This window comes from Sinorhizobium numidicum, assembly GCF_029892045.1.
GTDB lineage: Bacteria > Pseudomonadota > Alphaproteobacteria > Rhizobiales > Rhizobiaceae > Sinorhizobium > Sinorhizobium numidicum.
Genome location: NZ_CP120368.1, coordinates 3,516,631 through 3,540,886 on the forward strand (window position 1 = coordinate 3,516,631; position 24,256 = coordinate 3,540,886).

At 61.9% G+C, this 24,256-nt stretch carries 27 protein-coding genes and 1 tRNA gene; 13 read left to right on the forward strand and 15 right to left on the reverse strand.

Annotated elements, in window-relative coordinates; translation table 11 throughout:
* Together sdhD and sdhC are read right to left on the reverse strand one after the other, a co-directional pair.
* The gene (gene sdhD, locus PYH37_RS28050; RefSeq protein ID WP_280734755.1) at positions 1–381 is read right to left on the reverse strand and encodes a succinate dehydrogenase, hydrophobic membrane anchor protein; all 381 of its coding nucleotides are present in this window, start codon (positions 379–381) and stop codon (positions 1–3) included.
* Between the two features lie 12 nt (positions 382–393).
* A complete protein-coding gene (gene sdhC, locus PYH37_RS28055; RefSeq protein ID WP_280734756.1) occupies positions 394–789 on the reverse strand; it encodes a succinate dehydrogenase, cytochrome b556 subunit in 396 nt (131 codons plus the stop codon).
* A gap of 305 nt (positions 790–1,094) precedes the next feature.
* Between sdhC and PYH37_RS28060 the strand changes: the two genes are divergently transcribed.
* Positions 1,095–1,730 (forward strand): hypothetical protein, encoded by a 636-nt coding sequence (locus tag PYH37_RS28060; protein ID WP_280734758.1) that lies wholly within the window; start codon positions 1,095–1,097, stop codon positions 1,728–1,730.
* Positions 1,731–1,739: 9 nt separating this feature from the next.
* On the opposite strand, the gene PYH37_RS28065 is transcribed toward PYH37_RS28060, so the two are convergent.
* The 5 genes from PYH37_RS28065 to tsaD form a co-directional block, all read right to left on the reverse strand.
* Entirely contained in the window at positions 1,740–2,396 is a 657-nt protein-coding gene (locus tag PYH37_RS28065; RefSeq protein ID WP_280734759.1) for a class I SAM-dependent methyltransferase, read from the reverse strand.
* A gap of 4 nt (positions 2,397–2,400) precedes the next feature.
* Positions 2,401–2,832 (reverse strand): EVE domain-containing protein, encoded by a 432-nt coding sequence (locus tag PYH37_RS28070; protein WP_280734760.1) that lies wholly within the window; start codon positions 2,830–2,832, stop codon positions 2,401–2,403.
* 6 nt (positions 2,833–2,838) lie between these two features.
* Positions 2,839–3,132, reverse strand: a complete 294-nt coding sequence (locus PYH37_RS28075; protein WP_280734761.1) for a YciI-like protein — start codon at positions 3,130–3,132, stop codon at positions 2,839–2,841.
* A 133-nt stretch (positions 3,133–3,265) separates the two neighbouring features.
* Positions 3,266–4,267: an NAD(P)H-dependent glycerol-3-phosphate dehydrogenase gene (locus PYH37_RS28080; RefSeq protein WP_280734762.1), complete on the reverse strand. Its 1,002-nt coding sequence runs from the start codon at positions 4,265–4,267 to the stop codon at positions 3,266–3,268.
* Between the two features lie 10 nt (positions 4,268–4,277).
* A complete protein-coding gene (gene tsaD, locus PYH37_RS28085; protein WP_280734763.1) occupies positions 4,278–5,372 on the reverse strand; it encodes a tRNA (adenosine(37)-N6)-threonylcarbamoyltransferase complex transferase subunit TsaD in 1,095 nt (364 codons plus the stop codon).
* 75 nt (positions 5,373–5,447) lie between these two features.
* Between tsaD and hemC the strand changes: the two genes are divergently transcribed.
* The 8 genes from hemC to PYH37_RS28125 all read left to right on the forward strand — a co-directional run bounded on the left by hemC (position 5,448) and on the right by PYH37_RS28125 (position 12,473).
* Complete coding sequence (hemC, locus tag PYH37_RS28090; RefSeq protein WP_280734764.1) at positions 5,448–6,377, forward strand: hydroxymethylbilane synthase; 930 nt, start codon at positions 5,448–5,450, stop codon at positions 6,375–6,377.
* Between the two features lie 3 nt (positions 6,378–6,380).
* Positions 6,381–7,094 (forward strand): uroporphyrinogen-III synthase, encoded by a 714-nt coding sequence (locus tag PYH37_RS28095; RefSeq protein WP_280734765.1) that lies wholly within the window; start codon positions 6,381–6,383, stop codon positions 7,092–7,094.
* 166 nt (positions 7,095–7,260) lie between these two features.
* Positions 7,261–8,493, forward strand: a complete 1,233-nt coding sequence (locus PYH37_RS28100) for a COG4223 family protein (RefSeq protein WP_280734767.1) — start codon at positions 7,261–7,263, stop codon at positions 8,491–8,493.
* A 20-nt stretch (positions 8,494–8,513) separates the two neighbouring features.
* The gene (locus PYH37_RS28105; RefSeq protein ID WP_280734768.1) at positions 8,514–10,124 is read left to right on the forward strand and encodes a heme biosynthesis protein HemY; all 1,611 of its coding nucleotides are present in this window, start codon (positions 8,514–8,516) and stop codon (positions 10,122–10,124) included.
* A gap of 141 nt (positions 10,125–10,265) precedes the next feature.
* The gene (locus PYH37_RS28110; RefSeq protein WP_280734769.1) at positions 10,266–10,751 is read left to right on the forward strand and encodes a tellurite resistance TerB family protein; all 486 of its coding nucleotides are present in this window, start codon (positions 10,266–10,268) and stop codon (positions 10,749–10,751) included.
* Between the two features lie 2 nt (positions 10,752–10,753).
* On the forward strand, positions 10,754–11,488 hold the full coding sequence (locus PYH37_RS28115) for a glutamine amidotransferase (RefSeq protein ID WP_280734770.1): 735 nt from the start codon (positions 10,754–10,756) through the stop codon (positions 11,486–11,488).
* 366 nt (positions 11,489–11,854) lie between these two features.
* A complete protein-coding gene (locus PYH37_RS28120; RefSeq protein ID WP_003531184.1) occupies positions 11,855–12,148 on the forward strand; it encodes a YggT family protein in 294 nt (97 codons plus the stop codon).
* Between the two features lies 1 nt (position 12,149).
* On the forward strand, positions 12,150–12,473 hold the full coding sequence (locus PYH37_RS28125; RefSeq protein ID WP_280734771.1) for a DUF167 domain-containing protein: 324 nt from the start codon (positions 12,150–12,152) through the stop codon (positions 12,471–12,473).
* On the opposite strand, the gene ppa is transcribed toward PYH37_RS28125, so the two are convergent.
* The 5 genes from ppa to PYH37_RS28150 all read right to left on the reverse strand — a co-directional run bounded on the left by ppa (position 12,474) and on the right by PYH37_RS28150 (position 18,050).
* Complete coding sequence (gene ppa, locus PYH37_RS28130) at positions 12,474–13,007, reverse strand: inorganic diphosphatase (RefSeq protein WP_280734772.1); 534 nt, start codon at positions 13,005–13,007, stop codon at positions 12,474–12,476.
* Between the two features lie 324 nt (positions 13,008–13,331).
* Complete coding sequence (locus PYH37_RS28135) at positions 13,332–13,838, reverse strand: GNAT family N-acetyltransferase (RefSeq protein WP_280734773.1); 507 nt, start codon at positions 13,836–13,838, stop codon at positions 13,332–13,334.
* Positions 13,839–14,110: 272 nt separating this feature from the next.
* Positions 14,111–15,937, reverse strand: coding sequence for a translational GTPase TypA (gene typA, locus PYH37_RS28140; RefSeq protein ID WP_280734774.1), 1,827 nt, complete (start codon positions 15,935–15,937; stop codon positions 14,111–14,113).
* A 164-nt stretch (positions 15,938–16,101) separates the two neighbouring features.
* Positions 16,102–17,664, reverse strand: coding sequence for an alkaline phosphatase D family protein (locus tag PYH37_RS28145; RefSeq protein ID WP_280734775.1), 1,563 nt, complete (start codon positions 17,662–17,664; stop codon positions 16,102–16,104).
* 164 nt (positions 17,665–17,828) lie between these two features.
* A complete protein-coding gene (locus PYH37_RS28150; RefSeq protein WP_280734776.1) occupies positions 17,829–18,050 on the reverse strand; it encodes a KTSC domain-containing protein in 222 nt (73 codons plus the stop codon).
* A gap of 148 nt (positions 18,051–18,198) precedes the next feature.
* Between PYH37_RS28150 and PYH37_RS28155 the strand changes: the two genes are divergently transcribed.
* Entirely contained in the window at positions 18,199–19,503 is a 1,305-nt protein-coding gene (locus tag PYH37_RS28155; RefSeq protein ID WP_280735993.1) for an amidase, read from the forward strand.
* A gap of 14 nt (positions 19,504–19,517) precedes the next feature.
* On the opposite strand, the gene PYH37_RS28160 is transcribed toward PYH37_RS28155, so the two are convergent.
* Both PYH37_RS28160 and PYH37_RS28165 read right to left on the reverse strand, forming a co-directional pair.
* Positions 19,518–19,679: a hypothetical protein gene (locus PYH37_RS28160; RefSeq protein WP_280734777.1), complete on the reverse strand. Its 162-nt coding sequence runs from the start codon at positions 19,677–19,679 to the stop codon at positions 19,518–19,520.
* A 212-nt stretch (positions 19,680–19,891) separates the two neighbouring features.
* Positions 19,892–20,840 (reverse strand): IS630 family transposase gene (locus PYH37_RS28165; RefSeq protein ID WP_280734778.1). Its coding sequence is split into 2 segments (ribosomal slippage): positions 19,892–20,503 and positions 20,505–20,840, totalling 948 coding nucleotides; the frame shifts between segments, so codons are not numbered across the junction.
* A 108-nt stretch (positions 20,841–20,948) separates the two neighbouring features.
* Between PYH37_RS28165 and PYH37_RS28170 the strand changes: the two genes are divergently transcribed.
* The 3 genes from PYH37_RS28170 to PYH37_RS28180 all read left to right on the forward strand — a co-directional run bounded on the left by PYH37_RS28170 (position 20,949) and on the right by PYH37_RS28180 (position 23,700).
* Positions 20,949–21,971: an IS110 family RNA-guided transposase gene (locus tag PYH37_RS28170; RefSeq protein ID WP_252746836.1), complete on the forward strand. Its 1,023-nt coding sequence runs from the start codon at positions 20,949–20,951 to the stop codon at positions 21,969–21,971.
* 351 nt (positions 21,972–22,322) lie between these two features.
* Positions 22,323–22,838, forward strand: a complete 516-nt coding sequence (locus PYH37_RS28175) for a hypothetical protein (RefSeq protein ID WP_280734779.1) — start codon at positions 22,323–22,325, stop codon at positions 22,836–22,838.
* Between the two features lie 595 nt (positions 22,839–23,433).
* On the forward strand, positions 23,434–23,700 hold the full coding sequence (locus PYH37_RS28180) for a hypothetical protein (protein WP_280734780.1): 267 nt from the start codon (positions 23,434–23,436) through the stop codon (positions 23,698–23,700).
* 263 nt (positions 23,701–23,963) lie between these two features.
* On the opposite strand, the gene PYH37_RS28185 is transcribed toward PYH37_RS28180, so the two are convergent.
* A tRNA-Ser gene (locus tag PYH37_RS28185) sits at positions 23,964–24,053 on the reverse strand.
* Positions 24,054–24,256 lie beyond the last annotated feature (203 nt).

Consider the following 24,256-nt stretch of genomic DNA (forward strand, 5'->3'; position numbering starts at 1 on the left):
TTACCCTGCAAATGCGATCTTCAGGACGGCGAAAAGACAGAGAGCGCCGACTGCGATCGCGAAAAAAGTGTTGAGCATGAAAAGGACGATCTTGGCGCCTTCGGCATGCACGTAGTCCTCGATGATGACCTGCATGCCGATCTTCATGTGAATGAGACTGGCGATGACCGTCAGACCCATGATCACGGCGACGAACGGGTTCGAAAGCGCCGCGACGACCTCCGCATGCGGCGCTCCGGCATAACGCATCAGAAAGATCACGAAGAACATCAGCAGTGGCACGCTGGCGACCGCCGTGACGCGCTGGCGCCAGAAATGCTCGGTCCCTTCCTTTGCCGAACCGAGACCGCGGACCTTGCCGAGGGGAGTACGCATTGTCATTTACATCTTCCCTCAGTAGCGAGCCAGGTAGCCGACGATCCAGATCAACAGGGTAAGGAGGACCGAGGCGACGATCGTCGCCTTCGCCATCATCGTCGCGAAATGCTTTTCGTAACCGTAGCCGAGATCCCAGCCGAAGTGCCGAAATCCGCCGATCATGTGGTGCACCAGGGCCCAGGTGTAGCCGAAGAGCACGACCTTGCCGATCAGCGTGCCGAACAACCAGTTCACCCAATCGTAGTAGGCAGCACCCGAGGCTGCTGCGATCAGCCACCAGGCGACCAGGATCGTGCCGAAATAAAGTGCACCGCCGGTAATGCGGTGCACAATCGACATGATCATGGTGGGAATTGGCTTATAGATTTGAAGGTGCGGCGAGAGCGGCCGGCTTCTTGTGACATTCGTCATCGGAACCTCACGGAATTACCGGATTTCCGTCCAGAAGTGGACTAGTTTTGTCCGGTATAGCACCCGATTGTGCGCAATTCAGTCATTCGGACCTTTAATCACCAGAATGCTTAACGACAAGTGTGTTTGCGGTGCAAAATAAATTTAATCGATTAGACGAAAAGCGGCATTTTTAGGTCTGACGAAGACATTGGCCAGCGTTAACGCTGAGGGGCAAAAACCTAAGCAAATCCGTGACATTTGCCTGCAACTGGCTCAGGATGCGATTAACGATTTGTTAAACGTAATCCGAAGGGCACGGCAGCATGAATCTGTTACAGGCGGTCCGTGCGACTAAAGTTCTACTGCTGGCCTGCGCGCTTGCGCTGCCGCCCAGTCTGCCGGTGAAAGCCGCCGACGGGCAGGGATTGCCCGAAGTCCAGACTCGTGTCCGCCATATCCGGCTCCATCATCGGCCGCCGCACCACGCATCGCGCAAATGGCACGGCAGCCGCCGCTTCTTTGCCGGCCATAGACGGCATCGCTCCGTCATCACCAGCATCGACCGTTTCGCTTCATTCGCCCCCCGCGGCCTACCTGACGTCCAGACCCGTACCCGGCATGTGCGCTTGAAGCATCGTCTGCCCCGCCATGCATGGCGCAGTGGGCATCACGGTCCCACTATCTTTATAATCGGCGGGAACTACGGCTCCGCCAATTATGGCGGCTATGATTTTCCTTCTGTAACGCCCGGCATCGGCACCTATGCCGGCGGCATTTCCGCGTTCCGGGAGGAGGGCAACGGCATCTATTTCAGCCGGGACGGCGGCTACGGCTACTTCGCGGAGAATATCGCCGAGCCCACACCACCGGCGAAACGCGCAAAGATCATCATTGTCTCGCCGCAAACGAATGCGAGCGCCTGCTCATGGGAACATGGCGTCTGCGTCGTTCGGCCGTAGATCTGAGCGTCAAGCGCCAGTGGTTCCATATCGCCAGACCGTCGTACGCTTCACCTCGCTATCCTCGAGAGCACGGGTGACCGGCACCTCATAAGCCGCCAGCGCCGTCATCAGCTCACGCGGGCAATAGGCGCGCCCTGGATCGCCGACGAGAACGACGGCGCCGGCACGCGCAAGCTCGTTGAACCACGGCCGGAGAAGATCGGCAAAGCCCTTGTCGTAGAAGACGTCTCCGGCAAGATACACATCGGCAATCTTCTCCCGCCCGATGATATCCTCACCTTTGAAGACAAGTTCGACGCCATTCAGTTCGGCGTTCATGTGCACCGCCGTTTCCGCCCATGGGTCGATGTCGACGGCCAGCACCGAGGCAGCCCCGGCCATCTTCGCCGCGATGGCGACGAGGCCGGAGCCGGAGGCGAAATCGATTATCCGTCGTCCGCGCACCGTTTCCGGATGATCGAGAATGTATCGCGCCACCCCTTGGCCGCCAGCCCAAGCGAAGGCCCAGAACGGCGGCGGGAGCCCGATCGCCTCCAGTTCCTCCTCTGTCTTCAGCCAGAGATCATGCGCTTCGCTGGCGAGGTGCAGGCGAATTTCCGGCACGTGCGGCGGCGAGAGAATGCCGGTGTTCGCACGGATGAAGCTTTCTGGGTCGGTCTTCAACGTCTCAGCGCGGCGGATTGTCGAGCCCGCCCATCCGGCAGGCTTCGAGCCATTCGTCCTCGGTCACCGGCTGCACGGAAAGCCGCATCGAGGTTACCAGCGACATTTTCGCAAGCTTTGGATTTTCCTTGATCTCCTTGAGAGAGACCGGGCGCGGCATGTCCATGACAGCGCGGATGTCGACGCAATCCCAGCGGGCGTCTCCTTGCGCCGTCGAATCCGGATGCGAGAGCGCGCAGACCTCGGTGATACCGACGATCTCCAGCCCCTCGTTGGAGTGGTAGAAGAACCCTTTATCGCCGATCTTCATTGCCCGCATGTTGTTGCGCGCGAGATAGTTTCGCACGCCGGTCCACTCGGTGCCCTTCTCTCCGGCGTCCTTCTGCATCTGCCAAGACCACTTGGCGGGCTCGGATTTGTACAACCAGAAAGCCATCGCCCCTCAAGCCTCCGGATTGTTGAAGACCCAATTATAGGCCTTGATCTCGACATTCGAGAAGAGACTCGCCTTCGCATAGGGGTCGGCCTCGGCGATCGCCTTCGCTTCCTCGAGCGTCTCGGCCTTGACGATCACCAGGCTTCCCGTCGGTTTGCCGTCATCGCCGAGAAACGGACCGGCGATCTTGAGGATGCCCTTGGCGTTCAGCTCGTTGAGATAGGCGACGTGGTCCGGGCGGGTGTCGAGCCTCAATTGCAGCGCCCCGGGCTTGTCCGTGCATAGAAGTGCGAAGAGCATGGTTCCTCCTGACGAGATTATTCCCTCTGCATGTTTCCTTAAATCGGAACCGACTTAAGGACAAAACCATGCACCAATTCCAAGTGCTGCAGCAATTCTTGCGCGTCTGCCGCGCGGCGCTGCAGGTGCCGAATCACTCCTGGGTGATCGGGCGCGACATCAACTGTTCGAGCGCGGTGGCGACATCGAGCTTTCCGTCGATGATGGCGGCGACCGCCTCGGTGATCGGCATGTCGATCCCGAGTTCGCGGGCTACGCGGGCCGCAACCGATGCGGCAAAAGCGCCTTCAACAAGCTCTCCGCCCGGTTCGCCGGCACCGCCATTCTTGCCGAGCGCGATGCCGAAACGCAAATTGCGCGACTGGTGGCTCGTGGCCGTGAGCACCAGATCGCCGAGGCCCGAAAGACCGCGAACCGTTTCAGGCTCGCCGCCACGGGCGACCACGAACCGCGACATTTCCGCAAGACCGCGCGAGATCAGCGCCGCGCGGGCCGAATCTCCGAGCCCCGCGCCTTCGACGATACCGCAGGCAATCGCCAGCACGTTCTTCAGCGCGCCGCCGAGCTGAACGCCGATGCGGTCGCCCGAGGGATAGAGCCGGAACGTCCGTCCGGAAAGCGCTTCAGCGAGTTCCGTTGCAATCTCCGTGTCGGGCGCGGCGATGACCATCGCCGTCGGCAGGCCCTTGGCAATGTCGGTAGCAAAGCCAGGCCCGGAGAGCACACCGATGCTGTGTCCCGGCAGTTCTTCGTCGAGCACGTCGGTCAAGAGCCGGCCTGTCGACTGTTCCATGCCCTTGGCGCAGGTGACGATCGTCGCGTTGGAACTAATCGCCGGACCGTAGCTCCGCGCCGCGTCCCGATGCGCCTGCGACGGCATTGCGAAGAGCACGATCTCGGCGTCGACGAGCACAGCCATATCGGAGGAAAAAGCAAGACTGGCCGGCAGCGAAATGCCGGGCAGTGCCGCTTCGTTGCGTCCGGTCTGGCGGCATTCCGCAGCCACTTCCTCTCGCCGCGCAAGCAGCGTCACGTTGGCCTTCTCCCTTGCCGCCGCGACGGCGGCCAGCGCCGTTCCGAAGGCACCCGCACCGACAACTACGATCTTTGGCCCGATCCTTGGATTGCCGCTCATCTTCCGTCCATCATGCCTTGGCGCCGCGCCTGCCGGAGCCGATCAATGCCTGTGCTTGACTGTCGAGCGGCCAGCGCGAGCGCGGCGCGACGTCGAGACCGTCCGGAGGCAGGCCCACCGCTAGGCGCTCGGCCCCGGCCCAGGCGATCATCGCCGCATTGTCGGTGCAAAGGTGATGCGGCGGCGCGACGAAACGGAAGCCGTGTTGATCGCAAAGCGTCTGCAAGGTTTCCCGCAGCTTTTGATTGGCGGCGACACCTCCCGCGACGACGAGCGCCGGATTTTCCGCTGCCGCAAATTCGGCCTTGAACCGCTTGAGCCCGCGTCCGACGCGATCCTTGAGCGTGCGCGAGATCGCGCGCTGGAAGGAGGCGCAGATATCGGCGATATCCTGCTCCGTCACCGGCTCCAGCGATTGCGCCGCCTGACGCACCGCCGTCTTCAATCCGGAGAAGGAGAAATCGAGCCGGGCGTCGCCGACAAGCGGCCGCGGGAAATCGAAACGCTCCGGGTTCCCTGTGCTCGCGGCGCGCTCCACCGCCGGCCCGCCCGGATAAGGCAGGCCAAGCAGCTTCGCCGTCTTGTCGAACGCTTCGCCAAGCGCATCGTCGATCGTCGTGCCCCAGCGCTCGTAGTCGCCGACGCCCTTAACGAGGATCAGTTGCGTATGGCCGCCCGAAACGAGCAGCATGAGATAGGGGAAGGAGAGCCCGTCCGTCAGCCGCGCCGTCAGTGCATGGCCTTCGAGATGGTTAACGGCGTAGAGCGGCTTGCCCGCTGCACGAGCGATCGCCTTGCCGGTCATAAGCCCGACGATGAGGCCGCCGATAAGCCCGGGGCCGCTTGTCGCGGCGATCGCGTCGATGTCCTGAAGCGTAACTCCAGCGCGCAGCAGCGCTTCCTCGATCAGCGTGTCCAGCGCCTCGACGTGGGCACGGGCGGCGATCTCTGGCACGACACCGCCATAGGCGCTATGCTCTTCCAACTGGCTGAGCACCACATCGCCGAGGATCCGGCCGCCTCCGTTTTCGTCGCGCAACACAACGGAAGCCGCGGTTTCGTCGCAGCTTGTCTCTATGCCGAGGATGCGCAAAGGCGGGGACATGTGTGGTCTACTCGATGATTGCGGTCGCACCGAAAGGTGGGTACACGGAACTCCGGTAACAACGGATCGTCAAGGATGCAAACAAAACCTTTCCGCATCGGCACGCGCGGCAGCCCTCTGGCGCTAGCCCAGACTCATGAAACGCGCGACCGCCTGGCCGCCGCGCATGGTCTGCCGCCGGAAATGTTCGAGGTCGTCATTCTCTCCACCAAGGGCGACCGGATCACCGACCGCCCGCTCGCGGAGATCGGCGGCAAGGGCCTGTTCACCGAAGAGCTCGAACAACAGCTTCTGTCCGGCGACCTCGATTTCGCGGTGCATTCGTCTAAGGACATGCCGACGAAGTTGCCCGAAGGGCTGTCTCTCTCCGCTTTCCTGCCGCGCGAAGACGTCCGCGACGCCTTCGTCGGCCGAACGGCGCCGAAGCTTGTTGACCTGCCGCAAGGCGCGACAGTCGGCTCGTCGTCGCTGCGCCGCCAGGCGCTCATCCGACGGCTCCGGCCGGACATCAATGTCATCACCTATCGCGGCCAGGTCGAAACGCGGCTGCGCAAGCTCGCCGAAGGCCATGCCGACGGTACGCTGCTCGCCTTTGCCGGCCTGAAGCGGCTCGGCATGGCAGACGTCCCGACCGAACTGCTCGATCCGGACGAATTTCCGCCGGCACCGGCACAGGGCGCGATCTGCATCGAAAGCCGCATCAGCGATAGCCGCATCAATACGCTGCTTGCCGCCATCGACGACCCACGCACCCACGAGGCCGTCGACTGCGAACGCGGCTTCCTGGCAACGCTCGACGGCTCCTGCCGCACGCCGATCGCCGGCCATGCCGTGTCGGACGGCGCACATATCCGCTTCTCGGGCATGATCCTGACGCCAGACGGCACGACCTGCCACCGCATCGCGATCGAGGGCAAAGCGGCGGACGCGACCGAACTCGGACGCAAGGCCGGCGAACAGATCCGCGCCAAGGCGGGGCCGGGATTCTTTTTGAGCTGGACGTAGCCGATGCGTGTGCTCGTGACCCGGCCACGACCGGCGGCCGAGAGAACGGCGCCGAAGCTCGAGGCAATGGGTCACCAGGCGGTCGTTCTGCCCCTGATGCAGGCGCACCATTTCGTCGCCGCCCTCCGCACAGCATTGGACCGGCCGCACGAGGCGATTGCCTTGACCAGCGCCGAGACTGTCCGCGTTCTCGCGGCGCTCGGTCCTGCGCTCGGGCCGCACGTGGCGACACCGCTCTTCTGCGTCGGCAAAGCGACCGCGCGCGCCGCCGCCGATCTTGGTTTCTCAGATGTTCGCATAGGGCCGGGAACGGGCGAAAGGCTCGCCGAGACGATCGCCGCCCTTATTCATCCGGGTGACAGCAAGACGCTGCTCTATCTCACCGGGTCACCGCGCTCGGATGGCCTTGAGCGGGCGCTGCGCGACCGGGAGATCGACCATATTACGGTCGAGTGCTATCGGATGATGCCCGTCACCTATGCGCCGGAAGTCCTGTCCGATCTAACGCGTTCGGGAGCCTTCGACGCGGTGCTGCTCTATTCGCGCGAAACAGCGCGGCGTTTGACGGCCCTGCTGCAGGAGAGCAGTATCGATCCTGTGGCCTTTTCAGCGCGTTACCTCTGCTTGAGCGCGTCCGTCAAAGAGGTTCTGCCGGGCGGCGTCGCCGCCAAAATCGCCGCGACGCCGAACGAGGAAAGTCTTTTCGACCTCCTCTAGGCGGAATCAGCAAAGACGATATCGGTTTCCCGCCCGCGTCCGAGATCTTACTGAAGTCATCTCGATGCATTTACTGCAAAAACGGACCGGGGGGCTTTCCCTCATCGGTCTCGCTGACTAGGTTTGGTCTGAGAGCCGACAGGCAACGAAACGGTAAGAGGTCACCATGGTATCGGAAAACCCGCCGCGCCGCTCGAAATCCGAGAAGGAACCGCTGACGATCGACCTCGAGGCGGAAAAGAGCGTGACCGAAGAGGCGGAATCCGTCGCCAGCCGCGAATCGGTCACCGATGAACCGGGGGATATTTCGGCGGACCAGGCGCTCGGTGCAAGCGAAGCGGAGGCGTCGGAGGAAACCGCAGAGGAGCGCGCCGATGCAGCCGCGGCAGCCTTCGACGAAGAGCCTCCGCACTTGAGCAATGGCGCCGTGCCCGAACCCGCGCCAAGGCAAACGCCGACCGCCGGCGCGCTTGCAGCCGGCATTCTCGGCGGCCTCGTGACGCTCATCGGCGCCGGCGGGCTGCAATATGCCGGCTACATTCCGGCACTCGGACCGGACCGCGGCAACACGGCCGTGGAGCAGGGCCTGATGAACGATATCGAGGCCATCAAGACGCGGCTGCAAACTCAATCCGCACCTGCTGCGGCGGTCGACACCGCCCCTCTTGAGAACCGCATCACCGCGCTGGAACAGTCCGCGACGACCGGCGCGGGCGCAGCGGACATAACCGCGCTCGAAGCCCAGGTCGACAATCTCACCAAGGAAATCGCCGCATTGAAGACCAGCCTCGCCGAGGCTCAGCAGTCGGCGGCAGACACCAGGGCGGAACTTGCCGGCCGTATCGATCAGGCGGAGCAAAGGCTCAACGAGCCGGTAAACGATATTCAGATGGCAAAAGCCGTCGCCGTCACCGCGTTGAAGACGGCTATCGACCGCGGCGGACCGTTTCTTGCCGAACTCGATGCCCTTCGCAGCATTGCCTCCGAAGAGGCGACGGTAAAGGAACTGGCGCAGGATGCCGCAACGGGGGTAGCCACACGGACCGAACTGCGCGGGGCGTTTCCGCAAACGGCCGACGCCATGCTCGATGCCCTAAACCAGCCCGATCCGAACGAAGGCATCTTCGGCCGTCTGCTCTCCAGCGCCATGTCCGGAATCCGCGTGCGGCCGGTCGGCAGCGTCGAGGGCGACACTCCGGAAGCGGTGATCGCGCGCATCGAGGACAAGCTTAACAACGGTGACCTCAAGGGCGCATCGCTCGAATGGGCCAACCTTCCCGAGATCGCGAAATCCGCCGGTCAGGACTTCAAGGAAAAGCTCGACCGGCGGCTGCGCGTCGAAACGGTCATTGACGCCGCCGTGGCCGACACCATGGCTCGGACCGGCACTCAAGGCTAGCGGGAAGGAAAGAAGAATACATGATCCGGATACTGTTCTTCATCCTGCTTGTCCTCTGTCTCGCTCTCGGTTTTGCATGGCTCGCGGATCGCCCGGGGGAATTGTCGCTGATCTGGCAGGGGCAGCGCATCGAAATGAGCCTGATGCGCGCCGCTTCCATCCTGATTACGCTCGTCGCCGCGGTCCTGATCGTGATCTGGCTGATCCGGACGATTTGGCTGTCACCGCATACCGTCACCCGCTACTTTCGCGCTCGCAAGCGCGACCGAGGCTACCAGGCGCTTTCGACCGGGCTGATTGCAGCCGGCGCCGGAGACGCCGGTCGCGCCCGCAAGATGGCGGCGCGCGCGCAAGGCCTGATCAATGCCGATCGGGAGCCGCTCATTCATCTGCTTGAGGCGCAGACGGCGCTCATCGAAGGCAAATACGACGACGCGCGCAGGAAATTCGAGCTGATGGCGGATGATCCGGAAACGCGGGAGCTCGGCTTGCGCGGACTTTACCTCGAGGCCAAGCGGCTCGGCGCCACCGAGGCCGCGCGCCAATATGCGGAGCGCGCTGCCGAAAAGGCGCCGCAGCTGCCATGGGCGACGCTCGCAACCCTCGATCACCACAGCCAGGTCGGCCAATGGGACGAGGCGATCCGCCTCCTCGATCAAAGCCGCGCCGCGCACGTTCTGGACCGGAAGGAGGCGGACAGGAAAAAAGCCGTGCTCCTGACCGCGCGTGCGATGAGCAAGCTCGACACTGATACGAAGGCGGCGCGCGACGATGCCCTGGCGGCGCTGAAGCTCGAAGGCCGGCTGGTGCCTGCCGCGCTCGTCGCCGCAAAGGCGCTGTTTCGCGAGGGCAATTTGCGCAAGGGCGCTTCGATCCTCGAAAGGATCTGGAAAGAGGAGCCGCATCCGGATATCGCGCGGCTTTATGTGCGGGCACGCGGCGGCGATTCCGCCGTCGATCGCTTGAAGCGCGCAAAGAGGCTCGAATCCTTGCGCAGCAACAATGCCGTTGCTCTGGCAGCAGTTGCCGAAGCAGCGCTCGAGGCACGCGAACTTCCGCTTGCCCGGGTAAAGGCGGAGGCGGCCGCGCGGCTTGCGCCGACCGAAAGTGTTTTTCTGCTGCTCGCCGACATCGAGGAGGCGGATACCGGCGACGAGAGCCGCATGCGCCACTGGATGGCGCAGGCGCTGCGCAGTCCCCGCGACCCGGCCTGGACCGCCGACGGCGTCACTTCGCCGTCATGGCTGCCGGTCTCGCCGGTCAGCGGCCGGCTGGACGCCTTCGAGTGGAAAGCGCCGCCGTCGCAGCTTTCGGGCTCGATCGAGGATGGTCATCTGAGCGCCGACGAGGCGATCCGCAGCCTGCCGCCGGTATCGGCCGCGCAGCATGCGCCAGCGCGCGAAGCGCCGGGAGCGACATCTGCAGACTCGGCTCCGACCATTGTCGAAGCCGAGCGCGAGCCAGAGATAAAGGTCCCTGAACGGAAGGAAACCGTTGCCATGCCGGCCAAGAGCAAGGAGCCGATTTCCGACGAGGAGGCGGATCCTTTCTTCGGCCGCCCTCCGGACGATCCCGGCGTTCGCGAGCGGGCGTCGGAGGAGAGTAGCAAGGCGAATTTCCGGTTGTTCTAGAGCACCGCGCGTTCAAATGAACGCGCAAGGGATGCTCTAGGACTTTGAACCTGGAGCGAATGAAGCAAGTGCGGACGGTTTTCCGCCGCCGTCTCGCCATCTTGCTAGGATCGATATTTTGGCGGGCTGTGGGCATAAGACATGTTTGAACGGTTTCGAGCGTTTCTCGAGGAACTGACGGGGTCCGCCGCGCGAATCGACAAGGGCGACCCCCGCGTCGCGGTGATCGGACTCTGCTTCCAAGTCATGGAAGCGGACGGCGCGGTCCGCACCTCGGAGCGCCGCAAGATGAGGGCGGTCATCAAGGAGCACTACCAGCTTGACGATGCGGCCCTCAATGCGCTGGTCGAGGCAGGCGAGACCGCCGAAAGCGAGGCGATCGACTTCTTTCAATTCACCTCCGAGATCAAGCGCCACCTTTCGGAGGAACAGCGCATCGAGCTTGTCGGCAAGCTGTGGGAAATCGTCTATGCCGACGGCCTGCGCAGCGAGATGGAGGATCACGTGATTTGGAGGATCGCTGATCTTCTGGGCGTGTCCGGACGCGACCGGGTCTTGAAACGGCAGCAGGCAGCCGCCAAGATCAATGCGGTGGAGGAGGAGAACGAGGCGCAACAGGAAAGCTGAAGATGTTCGCAGAGCCCCGCGACGCCAAGAGACCCATCCTCATTGTCTTGCATCAGGAGCGATCGAGCGCCGGCCGCGTCGGGCACATCCTTGAGCAGAAGGGTTTTACCCTTGACATTCGGCGCCCGGCCCTCGGCGATGCGCTGCCGCCGACGCTGGAGGCCCATTCGGGCACGATCGTCTTCGGCGGCCCCATGAGCGCAAACGACGAGGAAGAATTCGTCCGCCGCGAAATCGATTGGCTGTCCGTGCCGCTTCTCGAAAACAAGCCCTATCTCGGCATCTGCCTCGGTGCGCAGATGCTCGCCCGCAATCTCGGCGGCAAGGTTGCCGCTCACCACGAAGGCATGACCGAAATCGGCTGGTATCCGTTGACGGCGACCGAAGCCGGCAAGGCGCTGATGGACTGGCCGGCCATGGTCTATCACTTTCATCGCGAAGGGTTCGATCTTCCGAAAGGGGCCGAGCTGCTGGCGACCGGCGAAACCTATCCAAATCAGGCCTTCCGCTACGGCGAGAACGCCTGGGGGATCCAGTTTCACGGCGAGCTGACGCGGGCGATGATGCATCGCTGGGTGGTTCACGGCGCCCACCGTTTCGTCCTGCCCGGCGCGCAGATGGGCAAGGCCCACCTCGACGGACGAATGCAGCACGACGCACCGCTGCGAACCTGGATGGAGAATTTTCTCGAGCTGATCTTCCTGGGTGGCGAGCCGCTCGCTCCTGTCCGCACATAGAACGTCGGGCGAGAGGACGCCGCGAGGCCCCTTCGCCGCGCTTGCGGGGAGAAGATGGCCGGCAGGCCGGACGAGCGGCCTTTTTCAACCCTCTCTACTTCAAGTCGCGCCTCCCGGCCGGTGCCGCTCCGGCACGTCGAGCGCATCGATCCAAGAAAGCGCAAGAAGAAATAACGCCGGTAACCCACGTGCTTGAACGCGCCGAAACGGTGCGCGGCGTGAGCGGCCGATATGACGGAGATGCTCCTCGGGTGAGAAGGCAGGAGGCCCCGCGTCGTTAAACATGATAGCGCGAGGCGGACTGGCGTACTTGCCCGTTTAGTTCCCAATGTCTAAATGTCTGTCAACAACGAATTGGAGACTGGCATGCTTGCTGTCATCGGCACCTTGAATTTCATAATCAATATCGCGTGGTTTCTGATCATCGCGTCGGCGATTTTCTCCTGGCTCTATGCGTTCAACGTCATCAACGTGAACAACCAGGCGATCAACATGATCGGCCGCTCGCTCTATCAGTTGACCGAACCGCTCTATCGCCCGATCCGTCGCGTGCTGCCGGATATGGGCGGCGTCGACCTTTCGCCGCTCGTCGTGCTGGTGATCCTCTATTTCATTCAACTCTTCCTGAACACGACGATAGCCCCGGCACTGCTCCGATGACATGGCACGCGGCGCCCTCACCGGTTTCGACGATCATGTTCGCCTGACCGTCCGCCTGACGCCGAACGGCGGCCGCGATGCGATCGACGGGTTCGTAAGTGCCGCAGACGGGGAGGACTATCTCAAGGTTCGCGTGCGTGCCGTGCCGGAGAAGGGAAAGGCGAACCAGGCCTTGATTGCCTTCCTTGCCAAGGCATTCGGTATTGCAAAGAACAGGATCTCGCTCATTGCCGGCGACACGCAGCGCAAAAAAATCCTCCGGATCGAGGCCGATCCGGAGGATATCAACAAACGTCTGGCCGAAATCGTCGGCGAGACTGGATAATTACTTCTTCGCTTTGGCGCGCTCGACCGCTTCCTTGATCAACTGCTTGGCCATGCCCGCATCCTTCCAGCCGAAGATCTTCACCCATTTGCCGGGCTCCAGATCCTTGTAGTGCTCGAAGAAGTGCTCGATCTGCTTGAGCGTGATTTCCGGCAGGTCAGTGTAATCATGGACCTTGTCGTAGCGCTTGGTCAGGTGGGCCGACGGCACCGCGATGATCTTTTCGTCCTGGCCGGAATTATCTTCCATCATCATCACGCCGATCGGGCGGACATTGATGACGCAGCCCGGCACCAGCGGACGGGTATTGCAGATCAGGACATCGATCGGGTCGCCATCGTCTGACAGCGTGTGCGGAACGAAACCGTAGTTACCCGGATAGGTCATCGGCGTGTAGAGGAAGCGATCAACCACCAGCGTGCCGGCTTCCTTGTCCATTTCGTACTTGATCGGATGCCCGCCAACCGGAACTTCCACGATCACATTGACATCTTCCGGTGGATTCTTTCCGATGGAAATCGCGTCGATCCGCATGAGCACCTCCAGGGTCGTTGAAAAGTCGCCCCGTCGGATAAAGGTAAACATGCCGCGATGCAACATAACTTTCGTTCGGACGGGCGGAATTGCTGTTCGGTATCGGTGAAGGAGGATCCCGCAGACGCTTCTTTATCCTGCCGTTTCCACGCTTTTCTGTGCTCCGGCCTTTGCCAGTGACAGCATCTGGACCGATGCCGGCCGCGACAAATGACCCATTATCTGCCGCAGCAAAAGATCTGCCGAATGAAGGGCAACGAAAGCAACTCAAACCGCTACAGCGACCTTTGTGCGTCTAAAAGGAGGCACGGCGCTGTGGCGCGTTCAGTTCCAGACGAAGCCGACCTTCTTCAGGTATTTATCGCCGAAATCTTCCATGCCTTCGGCGATGTCTCGGCCGCCGGCCGTTTGGAAAAAGCTGCAGGCATGTTCGCTTTCTTCCAGGCACCAGACGACCAGACCCTTGCAGCCGAGCGACTTCAGAAGGCTCTTCGCCTCGCCGAAGAGAACGCGCCCGAGGCCGATTCCCTGATATTCCGGGCGGAGATAGATCTCGTAGATTTCGCCTTCCTGTGGCAGCGCCCGTGCGCGGCTGAGGCCGAGCGTCGCGTAGCCGGCGATGGTTCCCGCCACGTCGACGACCAACAGCGTTGCCGGGCCGCGCGTTGCCTTGCGCCACCAGATTTCGTCGCGCCGGTTGACCATCTGGATCAGCGGGCGGTGCGGGATGATGCCGGCATAGGCTTGCAGCCAGGACACGCGATGCACGTCGGCGATTGCCGCCGCCTCACGTGGCTCCCCGGGCCTGACCTCGATCGAAACAGTCTTCATGACTTAGGACTCTAAACACACGACACGGCGAACCGGAATCCCGCCGGGCTGCCAAGCAGCGTTAACCCACAGGCAACTTTAACGGCATCCACTCGAAGGTTAACGCCTTTTTAACTTTGTCTGCAAGCCGCCCGCGACTGGCACACACAGCAAAAAACCCCGGATCGCTCCGGGGTTTCTCAAATGCCGAGATCATGATTGACTTAGAGCGGGATGCGGGCGGGAAGCCGCTGCACAGCTTTCCGCGATCTCGCCCGGGATTCCTTTGACCTTTACGCCGCGCCGGCGGTGCGGGCCTTTTCGAAGCGCTTGCGCTCGTTCGGATCGAGATACATCTTGCGAAGCCGGATCGACTTCGGGGTGACCTCGACCAGTTCGTCGTCCTGGATCCACGACAGCGCCCGATCGAGCGTCATGCGGATCGGCGGCGTCAGCTTTACCGCCTCGTCCTTGCCGGATGCACGCATGTTGGTGAGCTTCTTGCCCTTAAGCACGTTCACTTCCAGATCATTGTCGCGCGTGTGAATGCCGATGATCATGCCGGCATAGACCTTCTCGCCAGCGTCGATGATCATCGGGCCGCGATCTTCCAGATTGAACATCGCGTAAGCCACGGATTCGCCGGCATCATTGGAGAGCAGAACACCGTTCACCCGGCCGCCGATCTCACCCTTGTAAGGCTGGTAGTCGTGGAACAGGCGGTTCATGATCGCCGTGCCGCGCGTGTCGGTCAGAAGTTCGGACTGGTAGCCGATGAGGCCGCGGGTCGGCGCGAAGAACACGAGCCGGACGCGGTTGCCGCCGGACGGACGAAGCTCGGCCATTTCGGCCTTGCGTTCGGACATCTTCTGCACGACGACGCCGGAATGTTCTTCATCGACGTCGATAACGACTTCTTCGATCGGCTCAAGAAGCTGTCCTTTCTCGTCCTTGTGCATGACGACGCGCGGACGCGATACGGCAAGCTCGAAGCCTTCGCGGCGCATCGTTTCGATCAGGACCGCAAGCTGCAGTTCGCCACGGCCGGAGACAAAGAATGAATCCTTCTCGGAGGATTCCTCGATCTTCAGCGCGACGTTGCCTTCGGCTTCCTTGAACAGGCGGTCGCGAATGACGCGCGAGGTGACCTTGTCGCCTTCGGTGCCAGCGAGCGGCGAATCGTTGACGAGGAAGGACATGGTGACCGTCGGCGGATCGATCGGCTGCGCCTTCAACGGCTCGGCGACGGCCGGGTCACAGAATGTGTCGGCGACGGTGCCCTTGGAAAGGCCGGCGATCGCGACGATGTCGCCCGCATGCGCTTCCTCGATCGGCTGACGCTCGATGCCGCGGAAAGCGAGGATCTTTGAGATGCGACCGGTTTCGAGTAGCTTGCCGTCCTGCCCCAACACCTTGACGGCCTGGTTCGGTTTGATCGAACCGGAATGGATGCGCCCGGTGATGATGCGGCCGAGGAAGGGGTTGGCTTCGAGAATGGTGCCGATCATCCGGAATGGACCTTCGCCGACGCTCGGCTCCGGGACGTGATCGAGAACGAGATCGAGAAGCGGTGCCAGACCCTGGTCCTGCGGTCCTTCCGGCGCGACGTTCATCCAGCCGTTGCGGCCCGAACCGTAGAGAATCGGGAAGTCGAGCTGCTCATCGGTCGCATCGAGCGCCGCGAAGAGATCGAACACCTCGTTGATAACTTCCTCGTGACGGGCATCGGGACGGTCGATCTTGTTGATCGCCACGATCGGACGAAGGCCGACCTTGAGCGCCTTGCCGACGACGAATTTCGTCTGCGGCATCGGACCTTCGGCAGCGTCGACCAGAACGATGGCGCCGTCCACCATGGACAGAATGCGTTCGACCTCGCCGCCGAAGTCGGCGTGGCCGGGCGTGTCGACGATGTTGATGCGCACGCCCTTCCACTCGACCGATGTCGCCTTGGCAAGGATGGTGATGCCGCGTTCCTTTTCCAGCTCGTTGGAATCCATCATGCGCTCGGCGACACGCTGGTTGTCGCGGAAGGAACCGGACTGCTTCAGGAGTTCGTCAACGAGAGTGGTTTTCCCATGGTCGACGTGCGCGATGATCGCGATGTTACGAATGCTCATTTTTCGTCTCGGAAAGTTCTGGGCGCGCGCGACAAGGCGGGCACCGCTTTTCAGTTGCCGCGCTCATACAGGTTTTTTTGCAGGAGCGAAAGGGGGAGAGGACCGTACTAGCCGCGCCGAATTGCGAGCACGCGGAGGATTCTGTCCGCATTGCCAGGCCGCGCTCACGCAACCGCCGCGGGATCGAGTGTCACGCGCCAAAGTTCCTGGTCCCGCCGGTCCATCAGCCGCACGGTCATCTGCCGCGACTGGCCGTTGATATCGACGATACCGAAGAATTGCAGACCTGCGGACGGCGGCAGGTTGCTATCGATGGCGCCGCCGGACGCTTTTATGAACCGGACTTCCGGCCCGAAGGTCATGTCGAGCTCCTTCGGCCCATAGGTGCCGGAGTGCAAGGGGCCGGAGACGAACTCCCAGAAGGGCAGGAAATCCTTGAACGCGGCGCGCGACGGATCGTAGTGATGTGCTGCCGTGTAGTGAACATCCGCCGTCAGCCAGACGAGATTGTCGATCCCGTTGTCGCGGATGAAGCGGAGAATATCGGCGAATTCCGCCTCGCGTCCCGACGGCGCGCCGTCGTCTCCGTTGGCAATCGCATCCGATCCACGCTTCTCAGCATAATCGTCCCAGACGACGAGACCGATCGGCATGTCGCAGGCGATCACCTTCCAGGTGGCGCGCGAGGCGGCAAGCTCGCGCTTCAGCCAATCCGCCTGGCGCCAACCGAAAAGGCCGGCATCGCCCTCCCCCTGGTTCGGGCCGCGATAGGAGCGCAGATCGACGAAGAACACGTCGAGCAACGGCCCGTAGGCGATCTTGCGGAAGATGCGTCCCGGCTGCGTCGGCAGGGTGCGGATCGGCGTCATCTCATGGAAAGCGCGCGCGGCCCTGGCGGCATAGACCGCCACGTCCTTCTCCGGATAGCGCGGATCGTCGCGAAGGTCGGTGGAGGCCGACCAGTTGTTGAGCACCTCGTGATCGTCCCATTGGTAAAAGGTCGGGCAGACGGCGTTCAAATCGCGCACATGGGTGTCAAGCAGGTTGTATTTCCATTGACCGCGATATTCCTCGAGCGTGCGGGCGACGTCGCGCTTCTCGGGCGTGACGATCCTGTTCTTCCACATGCCGCCGTCCCTGAGCTTGATCTCGTCGGGAATCGGGTTGTCGGCATAGATCGTATCGCCGGAATGGATGAAGAAATCCGGCTCGTGCAGGCGCATGGTCGAATAGGTCTTCATGCCGACCTCGTCGATCCCCCATCCCTGGCCGGCCGTGTCGCCGGACCAGACGAAGCGCACGGATCGTCTGCGCAAGGGAGCGGTACGGAACCGCCCGACGATCGGCTCCGAAACACGATTGCCGTCATGGAGATCGACCGCTGAGAAGCGGTAGAAAATGTCCTGGTCCGGCAGCAAATTGTCGAGGCGGTATTTGACCGCGCAATCGGTCTGCGGCGTCGCGTCGACATCGGCGAGCCGCACGGCATTCGAAAAGCTCTCTGTGGTCGAATAGTCCACCGTGACACGCGCCGGTCGGTCGACCCGCGTCCAGATCATGCCCGATTGCGTATCGACATCACCGGACTGCACGCCATGCAGAAATTCCGGCCTCCCGTAGCCGCGGGCATAAAAGGGCGTCGCAAGCCCCGAAGAGGCGCCGAGGCCGGCCGCACCGGCGGATAAGAGGAAAGTGCGCCTGGTAAGCGTATTTCGAGCAGCAGCCAAAGCCTGCCTCCGTTTCGCGAATCATCGGTTTCTCGCGAGCGGACCATTGGCGCGCGCTGTGTCAGCGGCTTTACAGGCGGATGAAACTATTTGAACGGTTTGGCGACAGTTCTGTGACGCGCCGGTCAGCGCAGGTGCCTAGACGACCGGCTCTCTTAGTGCATCTAGTGAGTGAATTCGTACCGGTCTCTTATGTGCTCGTTGAAGTAGCGGCCCGGGGAGTCTGCCTCTGTCAACTCCTCATAAACGCGCTTTGGAACATCGTAGTAACGATAAGCGCCGCGTCTGCCTACGAACCAGATGCTCAACGTCCGATGGGGTATGTCGTACTTAACGCGCCTGATCACAGACGATTCCAGCGTTGCAGAGGCTTGCAGGACTGGCATTGTGAGTCCTCCGGCTGATGTTCAAAAGCACTCATGCGCTATAACGACGCTAACCGCGGCTTTGATCCTCATACGTTGAGTTTACGAGTGGCGTTCGGCCACCTGGCTGCTATGAACGATGTCAGAATTGCACGAAGGTCTTTTTGCCTTGCCTCGATCGGACAGTCCCTCTCGTGACCGGCTCGAAACCATTCTCGCGCGGCTGGAGCAGCGCCGGAACGAAGAGCGGGTCTTCGTAAAACTCTACCCGGAAACGGCCCGCCCTGAAGCGGACGCCGCCGACCGAAGGCTGCAGGAGGGAAAAAGCCTTGGACCGCTCGACGGCCGGATCGTCTCGATCAAGGACCTCTTCGATGTCGCCGGCGAGCCGACCCTTGCCGGCTCCATCATCCGCCGCAATGCGTCGCCGGCGAGCGCGGACGCAGCGATCGTCCGACGGCTGCGCGCGGCCGGCGCCGTCGTCATCGGCAAGACGCACATGACCGAGTTCGCCTTCACCGCCGTCGGCCTCAATCCGCATTATCCGCTGCCAGGCAACACGTTCGATGCGAGCCTCATTCCCGGCGGCTCCTCTTCCGGTGCGGCCGTATCGGTCGCGGAAGGCACGAGCGAGATCGCCATCGGCTCCGATACCGGCGGCTCGGTGCGCATCCCGGCGGCCCTGAACGGTCTCGTCGGCTTCAAGCCGACAGCCCGCCGCGTGCCCTTGGATGGCGCCTTCCCCTTATCGCCGAGTCTCGATTCGATCGGCCCGCTCGCCCGTTCGGTCGCCGATTGTGCGCTTGCCGACGCGATCATGGCTGGCGACACGCCAAAGCCGCTTGCGCCGCTGTCGCTCAAGGGCTTGAAAATCGGCATTCCAAAGGGCGTTCTTCTCGAAAATCTCGCGCCGGACATCGCCGAGGCATTCGAAACAAGCCTGCAAATGCTCTCCCGCGCCGGGGCAAAGCTTGCCGAATGCAACGTCGATGACCTCCTCGCGCACTTCGCCGTGGCGACGTCGATCGGCTCCGTCGCCGGGCTCGAAGCGAGCCGCATCCATGCGAACTGGCTATTGGACGAGAACGCCGCGGTCGACATCCGCGTGAAATCCACCCTCCGCCGCCTCGCGGTGCCCGACGCCGCAGTCGAAAACCTGCTGACAACGCGCCAGCGTCTGATGCGCGCAATGGACGAGCGGCTGACGCCCTATGACATGATCGTGCTGCCGACGACGCCGATCGCCGCTGTCCCGATCTCCGCCGTGGAAGACGACGAGAGAGAATACCGGCGCGTCGAGGATCTGCTCTTGCGCAATACCGAGGTCGCCAACCAGTTTGACCTCAACGCCGTCACGCTGCCGCTACGGGGCACGAGACTGCCGGCAGGATTGATGCTGATCGGCCGAAGCGGAACCGACGGGATGGTGATGGCTGCGGCTCTGTCAGCTGAGACGTTGCTGCAGGCTGGTTAACGGGAACTGCACGGCTAATGCTTTGTGGGAAACGTCGCGTCGTCACCAAGGATCCGAAGCGCATCCTCGAGCGCGGCAACCAGAATATCGGTCAGTTCGTCGCCATCATTGTGCATCAGGAACAGGGCTACGGCCGAATCCTGTGGGTCGCTGTAGTGCTCAACGTCGTTTGACATCCCATCGTCCTTGGTTCGCCGCGTCACATTCCGGCTGTTGCCACGACCATAGGAAGGCCGACTTGCGCAGGGCTTGAGCGGCAATGCGCAACGGCGTGCATGTCGAGCCTTCCGGATTTCGCGCCCTGTACCGGCCGAACCCGCACCGGTCCGTCAGGCGCGCTCGCGGGGCAGCGGTCATGTTTTTGCTCGCCCTGCCCTTCTAGAGCGTTTCATGTTTTGACGGAAGCGTAGCCTGCGTTGGCCAGATAGTTTGAGCATTCGTGTGGTTCGATTGTCTGGACGAGCGCTCCGATGTGTCGCCAGGCGTCTTCGACGGTTCGCTTCTGGGCCTGCCGCATCCAGTGCTTGATCTTGGAGAAAGCCTGCTCGATCGGATTGAGATCCGGCGAATAGGGCGGCAGGAACCAGAGCCGTGCACCGGCCGCCTTTATGATCTGCCGGATAGCTGCCGATTTGTGGCTGCCGAGATTGTCCATGATGACGATATCGCCGGGTTTGAGCGCGGGCACGAGCTGTTGCTCGACATAGGCGCGGAAACACTGGCCGTTGATCGGTCCGTCGAAGACACAGGGAGCAGTCAGCCGATCGCTGCGCAAGGCACCGAGGAAGGTCAGCGTCCGCCAGTGGCCGTGCGGAGCAAAGGCACGCAGGCGCTTGCCCTTTGGTCCCCAGCCTCGAAGCGGTGTCATGTTGGTCTTGATCCAGGTCTCGTCGATAAAGACCAGCCGCTCAGGATCGAGATTGCGCTGAAAGGTCTTCCATCGCTCCCGCCTGCGAGCGATGTCGGCGCGGGCTTGCTCAAGGGCGAACAGGGTTTTTTTTGAAGCGCAGTCCCTCGCGCCGGATGAATTCCCAGATCGTATTGTGGGAGACCGTGACGCCGCGTCTTGCCAGTTCATCCTTCAAGCCATGCAGCGTCAGATGCGGGTTCTGATTGAGCCGCTCGGCAATGAAAGCGCGATGCGGTTCCAGAATACGCTTGCGATGCCCGCCCATCTTGCCCGGTGCGCCAGAACCGGTCGCACGATAGCGCTGCGACCATTTCACCACGGACGAGACGGCAACTCCGAAGCGCGCCGCCACCACACGGCTGGTCTCGCCGCTCAAAACCGCTGCCAAAACGCGGTCGCGAAGGTCGTTCGATAAGGGTCGCGTCATCCAATGCTGGCCTCCTTCCAGCCAGCATCTTGATGATGTGGACGCCCCCGCACCGGCTGCGGCTATGATGCCGGCCTGTCATCCGAAGCAGCAAGAGGAGCATTCACGATGAAGATCACGATCATGGGATTGGACCTGGCCAAGAGCGTGTTTCAGGCGCATGGCATCGACGAGACAGGCAACACCGTGCTCGTGAAGCGGTTGCATCGGAAGCAGATGCTGCCCTTCTTCTCAAAGCTACCATCATGCCTGATCGGGATGGAGGCGTGCGGAACAGCGCATCATTGGGCTCGCACGCTCGCGGCGATGGGGCACGAGGTCCGGCTCATCCCGCCGTCCTATGTGAAGGCCTATGTCAAGCGTGGCAAGAGCGACGCGCTGGATGCCGAAGCAATCTGCGAAGCCGTGCAGCGCCCGACGATGCGGTTCGTGCCTGTGAAGACGGTGGAGCAGCAGGGCATTCTCATGACCCACCGCGCGCGAGCGCTGCTCGTTCGCCAGCGCACCATGGTCGCAAATGCGCTGCGGGCGCATTTGGCAGAATTCGGCCTTGTCGCCAATCCCGGCATTGCCAATCTGGCCAAGCTGGCGCAGCAAGCGCTGTCCGATGAGGACGGCCTACCTTCTTATGCACGCACTTCGCTGGATATTCTGATCCGGCAGATCATGGTGTTTACCGATGAGATTGCGGTGCTGGATCAGCAACTTCACGCTTGGCATGTCGACAGCGAAGCCAGTCGTAGGCTCGCAGCGATCCCCGGCCTCGGCGTAGTCACGGCCACGGCTGTTGCTGCCACCGTCACCGATCCCGATCAATTCCGTTCAGGTCGGCAATTTGCCGCTTGGCTCGGCCTGACGCCGCAACAGCATTCGACAGGGGGCAAAACCCAGCTCGGTGGCATCTCCAAGCAAGGAGACCGATATTTGCGCCGATTGCTGGTTGTCGGTGCTACCGCCGTCATCCGTCACACGAAGGACAAGGCAACACCCATGGCGAATTGGATCAGAAAGCTCTTGGAGAAAAAGCCGTTCAGGCTCGTCTCCGTCGCGCTCGCCAACAAGCTCGCGCGGATCGCATGGGTCGTACTGACCCGAAAGGAAGCTTATAGGGCTCATGAGCTGACGGCCTGAGTTCGATCCCAGACAACCCGAATTGGTAACGGCAGTCGATGATGTGTAACGATCGAGCCAATGGTGAGGCCAACCCGTCTGATTCAATGCGCTTCAAAAGCGCGCCAGCTTGATCAGGGACCTCACCGGCGGATTTCCATCAGGGCCAGCGGTCAAACTCTACGCCGCACAAACAGGCCGGACATATGAAAGCAACCGATCAAACCATCCCCGACAAAAGGCCCTTGCCATAGGGGCGTCCACATATGAATCACAACAACGACGATTCGGGAATCGGCAACGATTCAATCAAACACGGAAACGCTCTAGGCACGTTACACGACCACGCAAATTCAGTGTCGGAATGCGAGAATGGCGAAGAAGACGAAGCGCGATGAGGTCTACTACCTCCAACGGCTCAAGACCGAGTTTCCGGACGTGCACGCCGCCTTCCTGGCCGGCAAGATCCCGTCGTTGCGCAAAGCCCTCGTCCTCGCCGGCCTGAAGCCGGAGCGAAGCCGGCTCGATAAGCTGAAGAATTCCTGGGCGAAGGCTACAGATACCGAGCGCGACACGTTCCTGACCTGGCTCGCGGCCACAGGCGCGATGCCCGCGAACGCGACATCATTCTCCACCCCCTCGCCGCCTGCCAATTTCCGGGCCACGGAAACCCGCATTGCAACCGGCCGCTACCTGCTTGCCTCCACGATCGCCGAGATCAAAACGATCATGGCCCGGCGGCGACTCACGCCCGACGACGTGATGCGCGAAATGGGTTTCCCCTCCGACGACCGCTCGCTGGCTCGCGCGCTTGGCCTGAATGCAAGCCTGAGATTGACGGTGATCGCTGCATTGGAAGTGTGGTTGCGGAAGAATGCCGCGGATTGATGGATGTTCCGGTATTTCGAGCGCGGAAAGCCGCGCTCCTGCAACATGAATCGAGGCGGCCTACTGCATGGTGGCCATCTAAAAAGACGCACAGCACTGTAGACCACGTGGTCTAGCCTATTTATTTGGGAGAATTGACCGGTCTGGGAGAGGATGACGATTTGTGCCGGATGAACGGACGACACGTCCGCTTTGCGGAGGTGTTGACGCCCCCGTGCAAGAAGCGTTCGGTCGAAGAATAAATGAGGTTCGGTAAAATCGCACTGCTCGGCGTCGACGTTGGCTACTCCCGCTTACGCCCGCCGCCACCGGCATCGCCTGGAGCGCTGGAGACGACTGCGGCTCGGCAAAGATGCACAGCGATTGGGACCGCCGACAGCATCACATTCCGGCCTCGACGCCATTCGCCGTGATTGCCATCGATGGACCTTTGACGCCACCAACCGCACCCGACGATCTCGATCGCTTCTGTGACGCCTCTTCATCCGCGGCGCATTCCAGAAGCATTGCAAGCCGGGGCTTAGCCAGCGCGACTATGGCCACGATCTGAGAAAAGCTGCCGCGCAGACCGCCGCGCAGGTGCAGCACCTCGCGGATGCAACAACGATCAACAAATCCGTTATCCTCGGCACCGCGATTTGTCGAAGCCTTTCAGAACGCCTTTCTCGGAGTTCTTCTGTCCGACGAGCGCTTTGCCATATCCAAGGCGGCGAAACGCAAGGACTTCGACTGGCTTTACGATCACGCCGTCGAGACTGGCATTCTCGAAAGCCTAATTGAATTCAGCGGCTGGAGCGATGAACGCTTGCTTCAGAACGTCCTGACAGAAAGAGATTACGAAAAGTTGGCAGCCTGGATCTGACTGCTGACGACCGCGTGCGCCGCTGTTGGGAAATCAGAAGTTGTTGGCGAGGAAGCCGGAGGCTGGCTCTAGTTGCCCCCCTCGGAGTTGTGGGCGCCTTGGGCGTCGGATGCTTTGGCTCAAAACAGGGCAGCTATCTTGGCGCAGAGCGGCTGATGCCAGCCGCCACCGCTTTGACCCGCTGCCCTCCGATGTGCGGATGCGGCCAAGATTAAGGCGATCGAACAGTCACATAAGGGCGAGGATAATAGCGGTAATGTTTATGGCGGAGAGGGGGGGATTCGAACCCCCGATGGGCTTGCACCCATGCCGCATTTCGAGTGCGGTGCATTCAACCACTCTGCCACCTCTCCGCGGGGCCGGTTGGCGCCTTGTCGGCGCGGTCGGGTTCATAGCGGCAGTTTCTGTCGCTGGCAAGGGGCAGGAGGAAGAATATCTTTCAATATGGCGGCTTTCGCCTTGACAGCAAAGAGCGATTCCCGTAATTCGCGCAATGAAGTGGTGTGGTCTGCCCGCACCGCGCCGGGTAGAATTTGTGCCCGTTCACCGGCAGAGT

Coding starts and splice junctions, on each gene's coding strand:
- sdhD (WP_280734755.1), bottom strand. CDS start 381: ATGACAATGCGTACTCCCCTCGGCAAGGTCCGCGGTCTCGGTTCGGCA.
- sdhC (WP_280734756.1), bottom strand. CDS start 789: ATGACGAATGTCACAAGAAGCCGGCCGCTCTCGCCGCACCTTCAAATC.
- PYH37_RS28060 (WP_280734758.1), top strand. CDS start 1,095: ATGAATCTGTTACAGGCGGTCCGTGCGACTAAAGTTCTACTGCTGGCC.
- PYH37_RS28070 (WP_280734760.1), bottom strand. CDS start 2,832: ATGGCTTTCTGGTTGTACAAATCCGAGCCCGCCAAGTGGTCTTGGCAG.
- PYH37_RS28075 (WP_280734761.1), bottom strand. CDS start 3,132: ATGCTCTTCGCACTTCTATGCACGGACAAGCCCGGGGCGCTGCAATTG.
- PYH37_RS28080 (WP_280734762.1), bottom strand. CDS start 4,267: ATGAGCGGCAATCCAAGGATCGGGCCAAAGATCGTAGTTGTCGGTGCG.
- tsaD (WP_280734763.1), bottom strand. CDS start 5,372: ATGTCCCCGCCTTTGCGCATCCTCGGCATAGAGACAAGCTGCGACGAA.
- hemC (WP_280734764.1), top strand. CDS start 5,448: ATGCAAACAAAACCTTTCCGCATCGGCACGCGCGGCAGCCCTCTGGCG.
- PYH37_RS28095 (WP_280734765.1), top strand. CDS start 6,381: ATGCGTGTGCTCGTGACCCGGCCACGACCGGCGGCCGAGAGAACGGCG.
- PYH37_RS28100 (WP_280734767.1), top strand. CDS start 7,261: ATGGTATCGGAAAACCCGCCGCGCCGCTCGAAATCCGAGAAGGAACCG.
- PYH37_RS28105 (WP_280734768.1), top strand. CDS start 8,514: ATGATCCGGATACTGTTCTTCATCCTGCTTGTCCTCTGTCTCGCTCTC.
- PYH37_RS28110 (WP_280734769.1), top strand. CDS start 10,266: ATGTTTGAACGGTTTCGAGCGTTTCTCGAGGAACTGACGGGGTCCGCC.
- PYH37_RS28115 (WP_280734770.1), top strand. CDS start 10,754: ATGTTCGCAGAGCCCCGCGACGCCAAGAGACCCATCCTCATTGTCTTG.
- PYH37_RS28120 (WP_003531184.1), top strand. CDS start 11,855: ATGCTTGCTGTCATCGGCACCTTGAATTTCATAATCAATATCGCGTGG.
- PYH37_RS28125 (WP_280734771.1), top strand. CDS start 12,150: ATGGCACGCGGCGCCCTCACCGGTTTCGACGATCATGTTCGCCTGACC.
- ppa (WP_280734772.1), bottom strand. CDS start 13,007: ATGCGGATCGACGCGATTTCCATCGGAAAGAATCCACCGGAAGATGTC.
- PYH37_RS28135 (WP_280734773.1), bottom strand. CDS start 13,838: ATGAAGACTGTTTCGATCGAGGTCAGGCCCGGGGAGCCACGTGAGGCG.
- typA (WP_280734774.1), bottom strand. CDS start 15,937: ATGAGCATTCGTAACATCGCGATCATCGCGCACGTCGACCATGGGAAA.
- PYH37_RS28150 (WP_280734776.1), bottom strand. CDS start 18,050: ATGCCAGTCCTGCAAGCCTCTGCAACGCTGGAATCGTCTGTGATCAGG.
- PYH37_RS28160 (WP_280734777.1), bottom strand. CDS start 19,679: ATGTCAAACGACGTTGAGCACTACAGCGACCCACAGGATTCGGCCGTA.
- PYH37_RS28170 (WP_252746836.1), top strand. CDS start 20,949: ATGAAGATCACGATCATGGGATTGGACCTGGCCAAGAGCGTGTTTCAG.
- PYH37_RS28175 (WP_280734779.1), top strand. CDS start 22,323: ATGGCGAAGAAGACGAAGCGCGATGAGGTCTACTACCTCCAACGGCTC.
- PYH37_RS28180 (WP_280734780.1), top strand. CDS start 23,434: ATGCAACAACGATCAACAAATCCGTTATCCTCGGCACCGCGATTTGTC.